This window comes from Streptomyces caniscabiei (genome assembly GCF_014930365.1).
Lineage (GTDB): Bacteria > Actinomycetota > Actinomycetes > Streptomycetales > Streptomycetaceae > Streptomyces > Streptomyces caniscabiei.
On sequence record NZ_JABXWI010000001.1, the window covers coordinates 646,643 to 661,762 of the forward strand.

At 71.9% G+C, this 15,120-nt stretch carries 13 protein-coding genes; 5 read left to right on the forward strand and 8 right to left on the reverse strand.

Annotated features, from left to right (window positions below):
* Window positions 1-28: 28 nt before the first annotated feature.
* Genes HW837_RS03145 through HW837_RS03155 form a run of 3 tightly spaced genes read right to left on the reverse strand, consistent with a single transcriptional unit; the run spans window position 29 to window position 3,368 of the window.
* Window positions 29-1,936 (reverse strand): carbohydrate-binding domain-containing protein, encoded by a 1,908-nt coding sequence (locus HW837_RS03145; protein WP_237269849.1) that lies wholly within the window; start codon window positions 1,934-1,936, stop codon window positions 29-31.
* The gene (locus HW837_RS03150) at window positions 1,921-2,763 is read right to left on the reverse strand and encodes a VTC domain-containing protein (protein ID WP_045558588.1); all 843 of its coding nucleotides are present in this window, start codon (window positions 2,761-2,763) and stop codon (window positions 1,921-1,923) included. The genes HW837_RS03145 and HW837_RS03150 overlap by 16 nt, the downstream gene beginning before the upstream one ends.
* Complete coding sequence (locus HW837_RS03155) at window positions 2,760-3,368, reverse strand: DUF4956 domain-containing protein (protein ID WP_045558587.1); 609 nt, start codon at window positions 3,366-3,368, stop codon at window positions 2,760-2,762. The genes HW837_RS03150 and HW837_RS03155 overlap by 4 nt, the downstream gene beginning before the upstream one ends.
* Before the next feature lie 299 nt (window positions 3,369-3,667).
* On the opposite strand from HW837_RS03155, the gene HW837_RS03160 reads away from it, so the two are divergent.
* The 3 genes from HW837_RS03160 to HW837_RS03170 all read left to right on the forward strand — a co-directional run bounded on the left by HW837_RS03160 (window position 3,668) and on the right by HW837_RS03170 (window position 5,332).
* Window positions 3,668-4,297: a pathogenesis-related family 1 protein gene (locus HW837_RS03160; RefSeq protein WP_313895512.1), complete on the forward strand. Its 630-nt coding sequence runs from the start codon at window positions 3,668-3,670 to the stop codon at window positions 4,295-4,297.
* Window positions 4,298-4,409: 112 nt separating this feature from the next.
* Window positions 4,410-5,147 carry a hypothetical protein gene (locus tag HW837_RS03165; protein WP_193379375.1) on the forward strand — a complete coding sequence of 246 codons (738 nt, stop codon included), beginning with the start codon at window positions 4,410-4,412 and terminating at the stop codon, window positions 5,145-5,147.
* Window positions 5,144-5,332, forward strand: coding sequence for a hypothetical protein (locus HW837_RS03170; protein WP_045558585.1), 189 nt, complete (start codon window positions 5,144-5,146; stop codon window positions 5,330-5,332). The genes HW837_RS03165 and HW837_RS03170 overlap by 4 nt, the downstream gene beginning before the upstream one ends.
* 65 nt (window positions 5,333-5,397) lie before the next feature.
* On the opposite strand, the gene HW837_RS03175 is transcribed toward HW837_RS03170, so the two are convergent.
* Window positions 5,398-6,075: a GOLPH3/VPS74 family protein gene (locus tag HW837_RS03175; RefSeq protein WP_093790285.1), complete on the reverse strand. Its 678-nt coding sequence runs from the start codon at window positions 6,073-6,075 to the stop codon at window positions 5,398-5,400.
* An 82-nt stretch (window positions 6,076-6,157) separates the two neighbouring features.
* Here HW837_RS03175 and HW837_RS03180 point away from each other — a divergent pair, with 82 nt between their 5' ends.
* Window positions 6,158-6,763 (forward strand): O-methyltransferase, encoded by a 606-nt coding sequence (locus HW837_RS03180; RefSeq protein WP_093790361.1) that lies wholly within the window; start codon window positions 6,158-6,160, stop codon window positions 6,761-6,763.
* 642 nt (window positions 6,764-7,405) lie between these two features.
* Here HW837_RS03180 and HW837_RS03185 read toward each other — a convergent pair.
* The 3 genes from HW837_RS03185 to aspS all read right to left on the reverse strand — a co-directional run bounded on the left by HW837_RS03185 (window position 7,406) and on the right by aspS (window position 11,297).
* Entirely contained in the window at window positions 7,406-8,395 is a 990-nt protein-coding gene (locus HW837_RS03185) for an intradiol ring-cleavage dioxygenase (protein WP_045558583.1), read from the reverse strand.
* A 123-nt stretch (window positions 8,396-8,518) separates the two neighbouring features.
* Window positions 8,519-9,400, reverse strand: coding sequence for an intradiol ring-cleavage dioxygenase (locus HW837_RS03190; RefSeq protein WP_060883968.1), 882 nt, complete (start codon window positions 9,398-9,400; stop codon window positions 8,519-8,521).
* 133 nt (window positions 9,401-9,533) lie between these two features.
* Window positions 9,534-11,297, reverse strand: a complete 1,764-nt coding sequence (gene aspS, locus HW837_RS03195) for an aspartate--tRNA ligase (RefSeq protein WP_093790288.1) — start codon at window positions 11,295-11,297, stop codon at window positions 9,534-9,536.
* A 421-nt stretch (window positions 11,298-11,718) separates the two neighbouring features.
* On the opposite strand from aspS, the gene HW837_RS03200 reads away from it, so the two are divergent.
* Window positions 11,719-14,040: a SpoIIE family protein phosphatase gene (locus HW837_RS03200; protein ID WP_193379374.1), complete on the forward strand. Its 2,322-nt coding sequence runs from the start codon at window positions 11,719-11,721 to the stop codon at window positions 14,038-14,040.
* 54 nt (window positions 14,041-14,094) lie between these two features.
* On the opposite strand, the gene HW837_RS03205 is transcribed toward HW837_RS03200, so the two are convergent.
* Window positions 14,095-15,120: an AI-2E family transporter gene (locus HW837_RS03205; protein ID WP_193379373.1), complete on the reverse strand. Its 1,026-nt coding sequence runs from the start codon at window positions 15,118-15,120 to the stop codon at window positions 14,095-14,097.

Sequence of the window (15,120 nt, forward strand, 5' to 3'; positions counted from 1 at the left end):
CCGACGACCGGGTCGTCCGACGGTGCCGCTACTGGCCCCGGCCGCCGCCCGGACCGCCTCCGAAGCCGCCTTCCGGAGCCTCGCCCGCCGTGGCGGTGGCGATCTTCTCCGCCGAGCCGAGCTTGCCGGAACCGGCGAGGCCCCCGGTGTCCGAGCCGGAGGTGGAGCCGCCGGCGTACACGCCGTACTCCTCGCCGCTCTCGATCCCGGCGCCCGAGTACACGACGTTCTGGATGGTCTTCGACGTCACGTACGAGGCGACGATGTCGCCGTCCGCGTCGACGATGTGCAGGGTGGTGCCCGCCTCGACCGACGCGTCCAGGGTCGCCGACAGCCAGCCCTGCTCCGACTCCTCGTCCGGGGCGACGACCATGCCCGCACTGCCGGACGCGAGCAGCGTGCCGCCGCTGACGGTGAAGCTGCCGTTGACGTCGAGCGCCCCGTTGCCGCCCGCCTCGGGGCCGTTGACGACGATCGTGCCGCCCGTGATCTCGGCGGTGCCGTTGGAGTCGAAGCCGTCGCCCTGGGAGTTCAGGACGAGCGTGCCGCCGGTGACCTTGGCGGTGTAGTCGCCGACCTCCATGCCGCCGCCCCCGCCACCGGGACCACCGCCCCGGCCGCCCTGCGCGTTCGCGTCCTCCTCCGACGTCGCCTCGCTGCCGGAGGCGTTGACGCCGTCGTCGTCGGAGGTGACGTGCGACGTACCGCCCCTGACCAGGATGTCCTTGCCCTCAAGGCCCTCGCCCGAGCCCGTGATGTCCAGGGTGCCGTCGCTGATGACCAGGTCGCCCTCGGCGTGGATGCCGTCGTCGCCGGCCGCGAGGGTGACGTCGGCGCCGTTCAGATGGACGGCCGCGTCGCCGTGCAGCGCGTCGGCGGAGGCGTTCACGTCGACCGTGCCGCCCTCCAGCACCGTGATCACCCCCGACTTCAGCCCGTGCGCCGAGGTGTCGTCGGAGGCCTCGGCCCGCACGGTCAGCTCACCGCCGGTGACGACGAGGTCGGTGGCGGCGTCCACGGCGTCACCGTTCGCGGTGACGGAGACCGTGCCGCCGTCGACGGCGATGTAACCGGCGTCCTCGTCGTCCGCGTTGTCGGACTTCAGCCCGTCTCCCTTCGCCGTCACGGTGACCGAGCCGCCGTTCACGACCAGGTAGTCCTTGCCCCGGATGCCGTCGTCGGCGGCCTCGACGGTGAGGGTCCCGCCCTCGACGAGCAGACCGTCCTTGCCGGCGATCGCGTCGTTGCCGTTCCCCTCCACGGTCAGCGAGCCGCTGCCGCCGATCGTCAGGTCGCCCGCGCTGTAGAGGGCGGCGTTCGCCTCGGCGTCCTCGGCGTAGGAGTCGGTGTCGCTCAGCTTGTTCTCGCTGCCGTCGGCGAGGACGACGACGAGCCGTTCCACCTCGGTCGCGGCGACGGCCGACCCGGAGGAGCTGGAGATGTCGGCGCCGTCCAGGACGAGCTTCACGGTCGCCTCGGGGGCGGTGATCACGATCTGCCCGTCGTCGAGGGACCCGCTCAGCAGGTACGTCCCGCCGGCGGTGATGGTGACGGTGGAGCCGTCGACGTCCACGCCCTTGCCGTCGGCGGAGGCCGAGTCGCCCTTCAGTTCGATGGCGACGGCGTCCGACTGCTCGTACGCGGTGTCGCCGTCCTCGGCGTGCGTCTCCTCGTTGTCGGCGAGGACGGCCGCCGCGTTCCGCGTACCGTCCACGGCCGCCGCCGCGCTCGCGCTCGCCGAGGAGTCGGACGACGCCGAGCCGGAGTCGCTCCCGGCGGAGCACCCGGCCAGCGCGGCGGTCGCGAGGACGACGGAGGCGAGGGCACCCGCGGCCCTCGTACGCAGCGCGCGTGCCCTTCTCCTCCACGAGGTCCCACGGATGTTCATACGGCGGTTCATGCGGCGGTTCATGCGGCGGTTCATGCGGATGTCCATACGAGGCTCCCGTTCAGTGCCGGTGCGGTGGGGAAGTGGCGCCGCAGGACGGGCAGCCAGCGGTTGGCGGGCAGGTCGGGCCGCAGCGCGGCGAGCCCGGTGCCGTACTTGGAGACCGGGCAGGGCCGGTGCCGCAGCGACCACAGCAGCCGGTCGGCGCCCGATCCGGCGCGGCCCGCCTTGGTCTCGACGATGGTCCGCTCGGGGGTGCGCAGCGCGGTGCCGTCGGGCAACGCCCAGGTCAGGTCGGTGTCGACGGTGACCCGGCTGCCACTGCCCGGCAGGAAGAGGGTGGTGCGGAGGTAGCGGGTGGTGAGCGCCGGCACCAGGCGGAAGCCGCGGGAGTCGATGCCCTCGGCGCGCAGCACGCCGTCGACGTACGCCCGCGCCTCGTGGCCCAGCCGCCCCGGCTCCCCGTCGTACGGGACACGCTGCTTGACGGTGGTGCCGCGCGGGCCGCGCGTCTTGACCTCCAGGAAGTGCTGCCCGGACGCCAGGTAGGTCCGTATCCGCAGCTTGAAGCGGCGCCGGCGGCGGTGGGCCGCGGCACGGTAGCCGTGCAGTTCCGGGGTGTCGAAGTACACGGACCGGTACGCGAACTGCCGCGCGCCGTCGACCTCCAGCACCTGCACTCCCCCGGTCTCGACTTCGCTCGACCGGGAGGGGCCCCCACCCTCCAGCCCTCCGACGACGAAGGGCAGGTCGGAGAGGGGCAGCATGTACTTGCGGTCCACCCGGGTCAGCAACTCGGCACGGTCGACGAGTTCGTCGAGGCCGATGGGGCGCAGCGCCCCGAACACGGGCGCGACGGAGTCCAGGGCCGTCACGCCCGGACCCCCTGCTCCCGCCCGACCCGGGCGCCGGGCTCCCGCGGTGCGCGCGGGCCCTCGTCGGTGACGAGGTACCGGACGTCGACGAGGGTCATGTCGTTGACCAGGTCGACGCTGTGCACGGAGAGGTTCAGCACCCGCCCGCCCAGCAGCACTTCGAGGTGGGCGCGCAGGGCGTCCTCGTCGGTGTGGGCGGCGTCGAGACGCAGGCTGCGCTGCCGGTACCGGCCGAACAGCCGGGGGTGGTCGCCGACGTACATCGTGGCGACGATCAGTGCCATGAGCAGCGTCGACAGGATGTTGACCCGCTCGGGCAGCCCGGCCAGCAGGCCGAGGGCGAGTGCGGAGAAGTAGTAGGCGATCTCGTGCTGGGCGATCTCGCTGGACCGCAGCCGGATGATCGACAGGACGCCGAACAGCCCCATGCCGAGGCCGATGCCGACCGACGAGGAGCTGAGCGTCATCGCCACCGCGAGGACGCCGACGTTGACGCCGAGGAAGGCGGCGATGAGGTCCCGGCGGTGGTGGCGCGGGAAGTAGACCGCGAAGGTCAGCACGGAGATGGCGGCCAGATCGGCGACCACGAGGAGGGACTGGTCCATGTCAAAAGACGATCGAGGGTCAACCTTTGAGCGTGCTTTGCCTTCCCTTAACTGAACTTGAGAAGTTCCGCCGGCCAACGACAGGTGAACCCGGGCACGGGCCCCGGGCGCCCCCTCCGAACGGACCCTCTCGGCGGGCGCCGGTCCGGCGGTCACGGTGCAATGGCCTGCGAAACCCGGACCCGCTCCGATTCCCCCGATGGAGTGGCAGGAGCTCAGGACCGTCCCCGGCTGATCCCCGCCCTGCCCTACAAGTGGCTTCGCCGGTAGGGAAGTTGGAGCAGAAGGAGGCACCAGTGGTGCGACGGGACAGGGCGCGGACGATGGCCGCGGTGACCGCGGCGGCGACGCTGGCGCTCGCTCCGGGGGCGGCCCGGGCCGTCGGCCCCCGGCCCCCGGTCGTGGAGACGGTCACGGCGACGGCGACGGGGCTGACCGGTGCCGGGGTGACGGGCGTCGAGGCGATCGGTGCCGGGTCGGTGGCAGCCGTCCCCCCCGCGCCGACCGCGCCGAGATCCGAGGTCAGAGGCTTCCTGTCGGTGGTCAACCAGGCGCGGGCCGACGTCGGCGTCCCCCCGCTGGTCTGGGACGAGTCCGTCGCCGCGCAGGCCCGCTCCTGGGCGCGGGTGCGGGTCGCCGACTGCGAGCTCGTCCACTCCGACAGCCGGTACGGCGAGAACCTGGCCAAGGGGTCGAACCCCCGCTACTCGCTGGCGGACGCGGCCCGCCTGTGGCTCGACGAGAAGTCCGACTACGACCGCCCCTCCAACTCCTGCGTCGACGACCGGGAGTGCCTCCACTACACCCAGCTGGTCTGGCGCGGCTCGACACGGGTCGGCGCGGCCAAGGCGAGGTGCGGGAACGGCTGGACCTATGTGGTGGCCAACTTCGACCCGCCGGGGAACTGGGTGGGCCGACGGCCGTACTGACCGGGAACCGGGTGGGCCGACGGCCGTACCGACCGGGGAAACGCCGGTGGGGCCGTGATAATCCCTCCATGGCCCCACCTCCGCCCCGCCCCGCCGCCCCCGAGGCCCGCACATGAACGACGGCCCCCCACAACCGCGTGCGGGCGACCTCCTCCCCGACCAGCTCCGCCGTCTCGTCGACGACGTGCTGACCGTCGGTGCCCCCTACGGCCTCGCCCTCACCGGCGATCACGCGGCGCAGGCGCACGGTCTCATCGAGGCGCGGCCGCCCGGCCGGGACCTGGAGACGGCGACGGAGCACGCGGCGCCGATGGAAGGCATCGCGGCCGCGGTCGCAGCGGGGCTGGTGGACCGGGGCTGGCTGGTGCGCACGGTGGAGACGGCCCCGCTCTCCGCCCGTCTCCTGGTCACCGACCCCACCACGGCGGAGGAACGCACCCTGGACCTCCTGAAGGAGACCCTCTGGCACCCGCCGGTGGAGACACCCCTCGGGCTCACCCTCTCCCTGGAGGACGTGGTCGGCACGAAGGTCCGGGCGACGGCCGACCGGGGCTCGGCCCGCGACCTGATCGCCGTGCACGCGGCCACCGCGCACTGGACCGCCGTCGAGCTGGAGGAACTGGCCCGCCGCCACACCTCCGCCACCTCCACCGCGTTCGACCTCGCCGACCTCCAGTCCCGGCTGGAGGGCACCGAGTGGCTCGACGACCGGGAATTCGCTCGCCACGGCCTCGACGCCGAGGCCATCCTGAGGTTGCGCCGCTGGGCGCAGACCTGGGCCGACGACATCGCCGAACGCCTCCTGGAAGAGGAGGCCCTGGCGTCCCCACCGGAGGAGGACACCGAGTGAGCAGAAGACGGTACGTCGCCCGGGGCGTCCCCGGCGGCTACCGCGTCTACGACAACCGCCGCCGCGGCTGGTGGGGCGACCTCTACGAACACTGCCCGGACGACCTCCTCACCGAGCTGAACGGCGCGAAGGACCCACGACGCCTGGGCGCCCTCCTCAAGCGCTACCGCGCCCTGAAGCGCTAGGGCCGCCGCCTTCACGCCCGCGTCGCGCCCGCCTCAGCGCTCCTCAGGTGCTCGTCGCATGCTCGTCAGGTGATCGACGTGATCACCACCACCGTCATCGCCATCGTCGCCGCCGTGAGGGCCGCCGCCGTGGCCGCCGCGGTCTCGGCCATCCGGCGGAGGGCGGGGTCGGCCCAGTGGTGGTCGGCGATCTGGGCCATGCGCCGCCGGGCCGGGGAGTCCTCGGAGTCGGCGTCCGGGAAGACGAGGGTGTGCAGGTCACCGTGGTGCAGCAGGCTGATCAGGGCGGCGGTGCGGGGGTCCGGGTCGGCGCCCTCCAGCACCACCTCCGCCAGACGCCCGCGCAGGGCGGACTCCGCCGTGCCGTCGGCCTCCGGATACCGCGTGGTGCGGAAGACGAGCAGGACCCGGCGCTTCTCCTCCCGGATCAGCCCCTTCTTCAGCACACCCCGCAGAGCGGTCTCGTACTCCGCCGTGCTGTGCTCGTGGATCCACTTCTCGACATCCTCCGGCAGGGCCTCCCCCTCGCCGGCACCGTCGACCCCGGCGGCCGCGTCGACCCCGCCGACGCCCGCGCCGGACAGGGCCCGTTCCAGCAGGGCCGCCGCCGCGATCGCGTAGGGCGTCCGCAGGGGCAGCCGGGCCTCACCCGTGGTGTCGTCGAGCGAGAGGAGGAGGATCTCCTCCCCGAGGGTGGTGGGGACGGGTGCGGAAGCGGCCGTGGAGTCGATCGACATGGTCATGATCACTACGACGCGGCCGGCCGACCCGAAGTTCCGCACAATCGAGTTGAGCCCGACACCCCTGCCCTCCCACAATCCACGCATGGACGACTTCCCCAGGCTCAGCCAACTTCCCTCCACCTTGCCGCAGTTGCAGGAGGCGGCCCGTGCCGCCGGGTTCACCATGTCGTGCGATCCCCGCACCGGCAGCCTGCTCGCCACGCTCGCCGCCACCCGCCCCGGCGGCCGCGTCCTCGAACTCGGCACCGGTGTGGGCGAGGGCACCGCCTGGCTCCTGGGCGGGATGGACGAGACGGCGACACTGGTCACCGTCGAGCTGGACGACTCCGTACAGGCTGTCGCCCGTGACCGGTTCGGCGCGGACGGACGGGTCACCTTCGTCACCGAGGACGGCGGCCACTGGCTGGAGCGGTACGACGGCGCCCCCTTCGACCTCGTCTTCGCGGACACCTGGCCCGGCAAGTTCACCCACCTCGACGCCGCCCTGGGACTGGTGGCACCCGGCGGCGCGTACGTCGTCGACGACCTGACGCCGGTGGCCGACTGGCCGGAGGGTCACGGAGCGGCGGTGACCGACCTGCTCGCGGATCTGGAGGGCCGCTCGGACTTCCGCACCACCCGGCTGGCCTGGTCGAGCGGCCTGCTGATCGCCGTACGGACCGACCCCGCCACCGGCACCTCACCCTGACCGCCGATGCCCGCGCCCGTGTCCATCCCCAGCGCCGTACGCGCCTCCCGCACATGGCGCAGCCCCTCGGCCGCCGTCCGCGTGACCCGCGCGTACTCGTCCGGTGTGCGGGCCCGGGTCAGCTGGGCGCGGGCGGCGCGGAGGCGTTCGGTGGCCTCGGTCAGGGACTCGGCCGCGCCGCCGCCCGCCCGGGCCTGGGCCCGTACGTCGATGCCGGCCAGGCCGCCGCCCAGCCGTACGACCCAGCGGTTGGCCTCGGCCTCCGCGTCCAGGTCGGACGACGGAGGCGGCTCCGCCACGGACCGCCGCCGCGCGACGACCGCGACCACCGCCGCGACGATCAGCGACACTGCCACCAGCACGGCCAGCTTCATGGCCTCCTCCAGCATTTGACGTTCCGTCCCGTACGGGTCGTACATCCCCTACGGGTTCCTCACCCTGTACGTCCCATGACACTCCTTCCCGCTGTGATCGTCCGCCGAGAAACCTGTGCGTCCCCTGATGACTTCCCCAGCGGGCAACCGGCTTTGGCTCGGGCGCACGCCGAAGGCCCGGAACCCAGGGGGAGGGGGTTCCGGGCCTTCGGCGCGCGCCGGGTCGTACACCTGTCGGCCGCTCGGTGACGGCGTACGACGATCGGGGTCAGCTCGCCGAGGCGGACTCCGACGTCGTCTCCGACGCGCCCGGCTGGACGGAGTCGTCCGTGCCGGTGTTCGTGGCCTCCGGGTCGACGCCGACCGTGATCGAGCCGACGACCCCCTTGGCGATGCCGTTCTTCTTGTACTTCAGCTTGAGCAGCCCGCCCTGGGTGCCGCTGCCGTCGTAGATGGTGTCGTCGTCGAGGGTGGTGCGCTCGGTCGTGGAGGTCGAGTACGGCGCGACCTCGGCGGAGGCGAGGACGGACTCCTCGTCGAAGAAGAACTGGCCGGTGTGGCAGGTGGTGCCGCCCTCGTAACCGGCGTCCGTCCACTCACCGTCGACATGGACCTTGGTGTGGATGTGCACGCACCGGCCCCGGTACCAGCCCGGGAAGATCGTCGTGAAGGTGACCCGGCCCTGCTTGTCGGTCCGCCAGGTGCCGCGCAGATAGCGGGTGTCGCTCGTCGGCTCCTCGTGCCCGCCGCCGCCACCGCCGGCCGGGGGCTCGCCGGTCGGCGGCTCACCCGTCGGCTCGCCCGAGGGCGCGTCGGTGGGGGCGGTGCCGCCGCCCTCGGAGAAACTCTCGTAGCCCGAGTAGAGCCCGAGCGCGTCGCAGTGCCAGATGTCGACGGCCGCGTCGCGGAGGGGCTCGCAGGTCTCGGAGTCGATCACCTTGAGGCGCAGGGTGAGGGGGATGCCCTCCTTGTCCTCGGTGATGTCCCGGCGGATCTTGTCCGCGTCGATGTAGTACGGGCCCTCGGTGGTCTCCGAGGTGAGCCGGTAGCACTCCTCTCCGGCACTGGCGTTCGTGGAGGAGAGGGGGGTGGCGGTGCCCTTCTCGTTCGTGCCCGCGCTCGCGGTCGCGACGACCGCTCCGCCCACGCCCACCGCGGCCACGGCGCCCGCGCCCGCCACGACGACCTTGCGGCGCGTCAGGTCCCGCTTGTGTTTCGGCCCCTGGGCCTTCTCGTTTCCGGTCTGGTTTCCCGTCATGCGCAGCAAATTAGGGAGCCTGGCTGTCAGGACGATGAGAGGGGACTGTGGTTCGCCCCGCATTTCCCGGACACAGCAAAGAAAGGGGCCCGAAATGGCCGTCCTTTTCGGGCCCCTTCTCTTTTATCCGTCGTTGGTCGCCTGCGGGTCCACGCCCACCGTGAGCGAGGCCCGCACACCCTTCGCGATGTCCCGGCGGTCGTAGCGGAGCTTCAGGAGTCCCCCCTGGGCTCCGTTGCCGTCGTAGATGAAGTCCTCGTCGAGCGTCGTGCGCTCCGCCGTGTTCGACGCGTACGGCTCGATCTCCGCGGAGGCGAGGACGGACTCCTCGTCGAAGAAGAACTGGCCGGTGTGGCAGGTGGTGCCGCCCTCGTAACCGGCGTCCGTCCACTCACCGTCGACGTGCACCTTGGTGTGGATGTGCACGCACCGCCCGCGGTACCAGCCCGGGAAGACGGTCCGGAAGGAGACGAAGCCCTGCCGGTCCGTCCGCCAGGTGCCGCGCAGATAGCGGGTGTCGTCCGTCGGCTCCTGGTGGCCGCCGCCCGGGGGCGGGCCGGAGGGGCCGCCGGTCGGAGGCGGGCCCGTGGGGGCCGGGCCGCCGCCGTCACCGTTGCCCATGTCCTCGTAGCCGGAGTAGACACCCACCGCGTCGCACTGCCAGATGTCGACGGCCGCGTCGCGGACAGGCCGGCACGTATCGGAGTCGATCACCTTGAGACGCAGGGTGAGGGGGATGCCCTCCCGGTCCTCGGTGACGTCCCGGCGGATCTTGTCGGCGTCGATGTAGTACGGGCCCTCCATGGTTTCGGAGGTCAGCCGGTAGCACTCCTCCGGTAAGGGCGCGGAGTCGTCGCCCGTCTTCCCGCTCTGCTCTCCGGCGAAGGCGTTCGCCGCCATGGCGCCGCCGAGGCCCACCGCCGCGACGGCACCCGCGCCGGCCACGACGACCTTACGACGCGTCACATCCGGTTGATCCTGGTGATCCTGTTGATTCGCTGTCATGCGCCGGGAAGTTAGATAAGAAACCTGTCAGCGAGCTGAGAAAAGGTCCTCTTTTCCCCGGCCATACGAAAGGGACCTGAAATCGACGGACGATTTCAGGTCCCTTTCGGGAAAGCACCGATAAAGGCTTGCCTTACTTCGGCTGCGGCTTCCGCACCGACAGGTGCAGCTCGCGCAGCCGCGCCTCCTCCAGCTCCGTCGGCGCGCCCATCATCAGGTCCTGGGCGTTGCCGTTGAGCGGGAAGGCGATGGTCTCGCGGATGTTGGGCTCGTCCGCGAGGAGCATGACGATGCGGTCGACACCCGGCGCGATGCCGCCGTGCGGCGGGGCGCCGAAGCGGAACGCGCGCAGCATGCCCGCGAACTGCTCCTCGACGGTGTCACGGTCGTAGCCCGCGATCTCGAAGGCCTTGAGCATGATCTCGGGCTCGTGGTTCCGGATGGCGCCGGAGGACAGCTCGACGCCGTTGCAGACGATGTCGTACTGCCAGCCGAGGATGTCCAGCGGGTCCTGGGTCTCCAGGGCCTCCAGACCGCCCTGCGGCATGGAGAAGGGGTTGTGCGAGAAGTCGATCTTGCCGGTCTCCTCGTCCTTCTCGTACATCGGGAAGTCGACGATCCAGCAGAACCGGAAGACGCCCTCCTCGAAGTGCCCGGCGCGCTTGGCGGCCTCGACCCGCACCGCGCCCATGATCTTCGAGACCTCTTCGAACTCGCCCGCGCCGAAGAAGACCGCGTGACCGGCGGCCAGCGACAGACGCTTGGTCAGCTCGGCGACGTTCTCCTCGGTGAGGAACTTGGCGATCGGGCCGGACAGCGAACCGTCCTCCGCGACCCGCACCCAGGCCAGACCCTTGGCGCCCTGCTCGATCGCGTACTCGCCGAGCTGGTCGAAGAACTTGCGCGGCTGGGCCGAGACGTCCGGCACGGCGAGCGCGCGCACGTGCTTGCCGGCGAACGCCTTGAACTCCGAGCCCTCGAAGACGTCGGTGATGTCCACCAGCTCCAGCTGGGCGCGCAGGTCCGGCTTGTCGGAGCCGTACTTGAGCATCGCCTCGCGGAACGGGATGCGCGGGAAGGGCGAGGTGACGTGCCGGCCGTTGCCGAACTCCTCGAACAGCTCGGTCATGAGCTTCTCGATGGGCTGGAAGACGTCCTCCTGCTCGACGAAGGACATCTCCACGTCGAGCTGGTAGAACTCGCCCGGCGAACGGTCCGCGCGCGCGTCCTCGTCACGGAAGCAGGGCGCGATCTGGAAGTAGCGGTCGAAGCCCGAGATCATCAGCAGCTGCTTGAACTGCTGCGGGGCCTGGGGGAGCGCGTAGAACTTGCCCGGGTTGAGGCGCGAGGGCACGACGAAGTCGCGGGCGCCCTCGGGGGAAGTGGCGGAGAGGATCGGCGTGGCCATCTCGTTGAAGCCGAGGGCCGTCATCTTGTGACGGATGGCGCTGATCACGGCCGTACGCAGCATGATGTTGCGGTGCATGCGCTCGCGGCGCAGGTCGAGGAAGCGGTACTCCAGGCGCCGCTCCTCGTTGACCCCGTCCTCGGCGTTGATCGTGAAGGGGAGCGGGGCGGCCGCGCCGAGCAGCTCGACCTCGCCGACCTCGACCTCGATCTCGCCGGAGGGCAGATCCGGGTTGATGTTCTCGGCGCCGCGCGAGACGACCTTGCCGTCGACGCGGACGGTCGACTCCTTGGAGATCTTGTCCAGCGCCTCGTAGGCGGGGGTGCCCGGACGGGCCACCAGCTGCGTGATGCCGTAGTGATCGCGGAGATCGATGAAGAGGATGCCGCCCAGGTCGCGCCGATTGTGCAGCCAGCCGCTCAGCCGGACGTCGGTGCCGACGTCAGAGGCGCGGAGCTCGCCGCAGGTGTGGGACCTGTACCGATGCATCGTCGTTCATCCAGCCTTCGCTGATCGGGGATCTGGCGGGTGTCTCGCGGCCGGTGTTCCCTAGGGCCGCTGTTTCACGTGAAACAACGCCAAGGGTACCGGGCACCCCGAGATCGCCTCCCCACCATTTCTCTCGGGGAGCGAGGAGCTGTAGCGCTTACCGTCCGGGGGCCGGGCCGGGGTGACCCGGCGGCCGTTCTTCTGACCGGATACACACGGTCATAGCCATGGGCAGGACCGCAAGCGGTTACTGTCGCTAGCGTCGATTGCCGTCACCTCCGTCGCCACCGGTCGTGGTTTCTCGTCATGTCTCACGTCATGGTCCTCGTCGGCCCATGGCTCCGTCATGGCTTCCGGCACCCCTCGGTGCCCGGTACGGCTTCGGTGGCACGGTCCGATCAGCTGTTCTTAGAGTGGGTCAATGCGCACTGGTGAGCCCCCGCCCACCGTGGGGGACGTCCTGTCCGCCCTCGCGACGGGACTGTGGACCTGGGACAGCGCTGCCGGAACCGTCACGCTGGACGCCGAGGCCGCCCGGCTCATGGGGCTGCCCGCCGAGCCGACCACCCTCACCCAGGCCGGGGCGCGCTCGCGTCTGCACCCCGTCGACTGGAACGAGATCGTCTCGGTCGTGCAGCTCGCCGTCGCCGAGGACACCCTCGCCGAGGTGCGGATCCGGGTCATGGACGAGCGGGGCCGGGTGATCCGCACGATCCGCAGCCGCTCCAAGCCGACCTTCGACCCGGTGCGCAAGTCCTTCGAGCTGATCGGCACCATCCAGGAGGTCACCGAGCCCTCCCCGGCGACCGCCGTCCGGGCTCCCTCCGTCACCGGCGACTGGCGGCGTTCGCGGGAGGCGTTCCTGCTGGACGCGGGCCGGGCGCTGGCCGAGGCGCGGTCCACGGCCGAGGTGCTGCGGGTCGCGGCGGGCCTCGCGATGCCCGGCTTCTCCCCGGACGGGCTCGCGGTCTTCGGCGTGGAGGCCGACCGCCTCACCGTCATCGGCCACCACGGGCACAACCAGGGCGACGAGGGCCCCTTCACCCATATGCCGCTGGAGACGGACTACCCGGCGGCCGAGGTGGTCCGCACCGGCCGCGCCGTCTATCTCTCCTCCCCCGAGGAGTACAAGGCGCGCTACCCCACGGCCTGGCCGCTCGCCGAACAGTTCGGCCGCCAGTCCTGGGCGTTCCTGCCGCTGACCGTCGCCGGCCGCACGATGGGCGCGTGGATGGCGGGCTTCACCCACCCCGTCACCTTCACCCCCGACGAGCGCTCGGTCCTGACCACCGTCGCGCGCATGCTCGCCCAGGCGCTCTCCCGCGCCGGCGCGGCCGAGACCGAGCGCGAGCTGACCGACGGCCTGCAACGCACGATGCTGCCCACGCTGGGCCCCGAGATACCGGGCATGAGCGTCGCCGCGCGGTACGTCCCCACCGGCGGCGGACTCCAGGTCGGCGGCGACTGGTACGACATGATCGCCCTGCCGAGCGGCCGGTTCGCCCTGGTCATCGGCGACGTCCAGGGCCATGACGTCCGCGCCGCCGGTCTCATGGGCCAGCTCCGCATAGCCCTGCGCGCCTACGCCTCCGAGGGCCACCGCCCCGACGCCGTCCTCTCCCGCGCCTCGCGCTTCCTGCACGGCATCACCGACTCCGCCGCCGACGCCCATCCCGACCTGCGCTTCGCGACCTGCCTCTACGTCGAGGTCGACCCGGTGTCCGGCGTCCTCGACATCGCCCGTGCGGGGCACCCCGACCCGATGGTCCGCATGGCCGACGGAACGGTCCTGGTCCGGCCCACCCCGGGCGGCCTCCCCCTCGGCATCGACCCCGACGCCGACTACCCCACGACCCGGCTGGTGCTGGAGCCGGGCGAGACCATGCTCCTGTGCACCGACGGCCTCATCGAAACCGGCGGCCACGACCTCGACACAGGCTGGCGCCGCATCCGCACCATCCTGGAATCCTTCGACACGACACCGCACGAGGGGGAGGAGGGCACGGAACTCCCGGGCCCCCAGGCCTCCCGCCCCACCTCCGCCGACCTCGGGGAAGAGACCCCTCAGCCGAGCACCCTCACCCCGGCCACCGCCCCCGTCGGTCCTCGCCCGGTGGCGGTGGGCCTCGCGCCCGGGCGGCTGGAGGCGTTGGCCGACGCGCTCGTGCAAGGGGTGCACGGGCCCTCCTCGCACCACACGCCCGGCCCGCTCGCCGACCGGCGCGAGGACGACATAGCGATGCTGCTGCTGTGCCGGGAGAGCGCGGGACGCGGCCGCGGCGACACCACCGCCGTACCGGCACCCACCCGCCGTACCGCCCTGACCATCGCCCAGGCGGAGCCCGAACGCATCGCCGGCGCCCGCCAGCAGGTACGCGAACTGCTCCACGACTGGACCTGCGGCGACCAGGTCGACTCCGCCGTCCTCCTCGTCTCCGAGATGCTGACCAACGTCCTCGTCCACACCGACGCCGACGCCCTCCTCGTCGCCGAGATGACCGGCGACGGCGGCAAGCGCCGGATGCGGATCGAGGTCACCGACGCCAGCGACGACCTCCCCCACAAGCGCCACCCCGGCGAACTCGCCTCCTCCGGCCGCGGCCTCGTCCTCATGGACGTCCTCGCCGACGCCTGGGGCGTGGACCCCCGCGGCGACGGCAAGAGCATCTGGTTCGAGCTGTACGAGACGCCACCGCCGGACGGTCCGCACGGCGCGTCCCTGAACGGCGCGCCCCTGAACTGACCGGCCGGGCCCGGCCCCCAGCCATGTGCGGAGCCGAGGGGGCCTCGCCCGGACCTACGCGAACCGCCCCCTCAGCTCGTGCGCCACCCCGAACGCCGCGGCCGTCAGCGGCACCGCCAGCAGCATCCCGAGCACCCCGGCCACCGACGCCCCCGCCGTGATCGCGAGCATCACCACCGCCGGATGCATCTGCACGGTCCGGCTCTGGATGGCCGGCATCAGCACATGCCCCTCCAGCATCTGCACGGCCAGCACGATCCCCAGCGTCCACATCGCGATCACCACCCCCCGGTCCGCGAGCGCGACCAGCACGGCCACCGCCCCCGACACGAACGCGCCGAGGTACGGCAGATACGCCCCGACGAACACCAGCGCCCCGAGCCCCACCGCCCCCGGTACGTCCAGGATCAGCAGCCCGACCGTGATGCAGACCGCGTCGATGAGGGCGATGAGCGTGGTCCCCCGCATGAACCCCTCGACCGCCTCGAAGGCCCGCCGCGCGATCGCCTCGACGGTGTCCGCGCCCGCACGCGGTGACAGCGCCCGGATCGTGTCCACGGCCCGATGGGAGTCCCGCAGGAAGAAGAAGACGAGGAACAGCGCGAGCACGGCCATGGCGATGGTCTCCCCGACGACGCTCACCCCGCTGATGACGTTGGACGCCGCCGTCCCCCCGAACTTGGTGAGCAGCTCCTTCGCGTTGGCGGCCAGATCGTCGAGCGAGGTCCCGGCGGCCCCGAAGTGCGAAGCGAGGTCACCGGCCGCGTTCCGCAACGACGCGATGATCTGGTCCCCCGTCTCGATGAGCGCCGCGACCACGATGTAGACCGCCCCGCCGACGACCGCGACCACGGCCACGCAGGTGAGCCCCGCCGCCAGCGACCGGGGCACCCGCGCCTTGACCAGCCTCCGGTGCAGCGGCCCGAGCAGCGCGGTCCCGAGCAGCGCGAGCAGCACCGGCGTCACCGCCGTCCGGAACTCCACGCACAGCCGCACCCCGACGTACGCGACCCCGGCCACCAGCAGCACGACGGCACACCACGCGGCCACACGCCGCACGGGTTCCGGGAGCAACTGCAC

Coding starts and splice junctions, on each gene's coding strand:
- aspS (WP_093790288.1), bottom strand. CDS start 11,297: ATGCATCGGTACAGGTCCCACACCTGCGGCGAGCTCCGCGCCTCTGAC.
- HW837_RS03185 (WP_045558583.1), bottom strand. CDS start 8,395: ATGACGGGAAACCAGACCGGAAACGAGAAGGCCCAGGGGCCGAAACAC.
- HW837_RS03200 (WP_193379374.1), top strand. CDS start 11,719: ATGCGCACTGGTGAGCCCCCGCCCACCGTGGGGGACGTCCTGTCCGCC.
- HW837_RS03180 (WP_093790361.1), top strand. CDS start 6,158: ATGGACGACTTCCCCAGGCTCAGCCAACTTCCCTCCACCTTGCCGCAG.
- HW837_RS03190 (WP_060883968.1), bottom strand. CDS start 9,400: ATGACAGCGAATCAACAGGATCACCAGGATCAACCGGATGTGACGCGT.
- HW837_RS03175 (WP_093790285.1), bottom strand. CDS start 6,075: ATGACCATGTCGATCGACTCCACGGCCGCTTCCGCACCCGTCCCCACC.
- HW837_RS03145 (WP_237269849.1), bottom strand. CDS start 1,936: ATGGACATCCGCATGAACCGCCGCATGAACCGCCGCATGAACCGCCGT.
- HW837_RS03155 (WP_045558587.1), bottom strand. CDS start 3,368: ATGGACCAGTCCCTCCTCGTGGTCGCCGATCTGGCCGCCATCTCCGTG.
- HW837_RS03165 (WP_193379375.1), top strand. CDS start 4,410: ATGAACGACGGCCCCCCACAACCGCGTGCGGGCGACCTCCTCCCCGAC.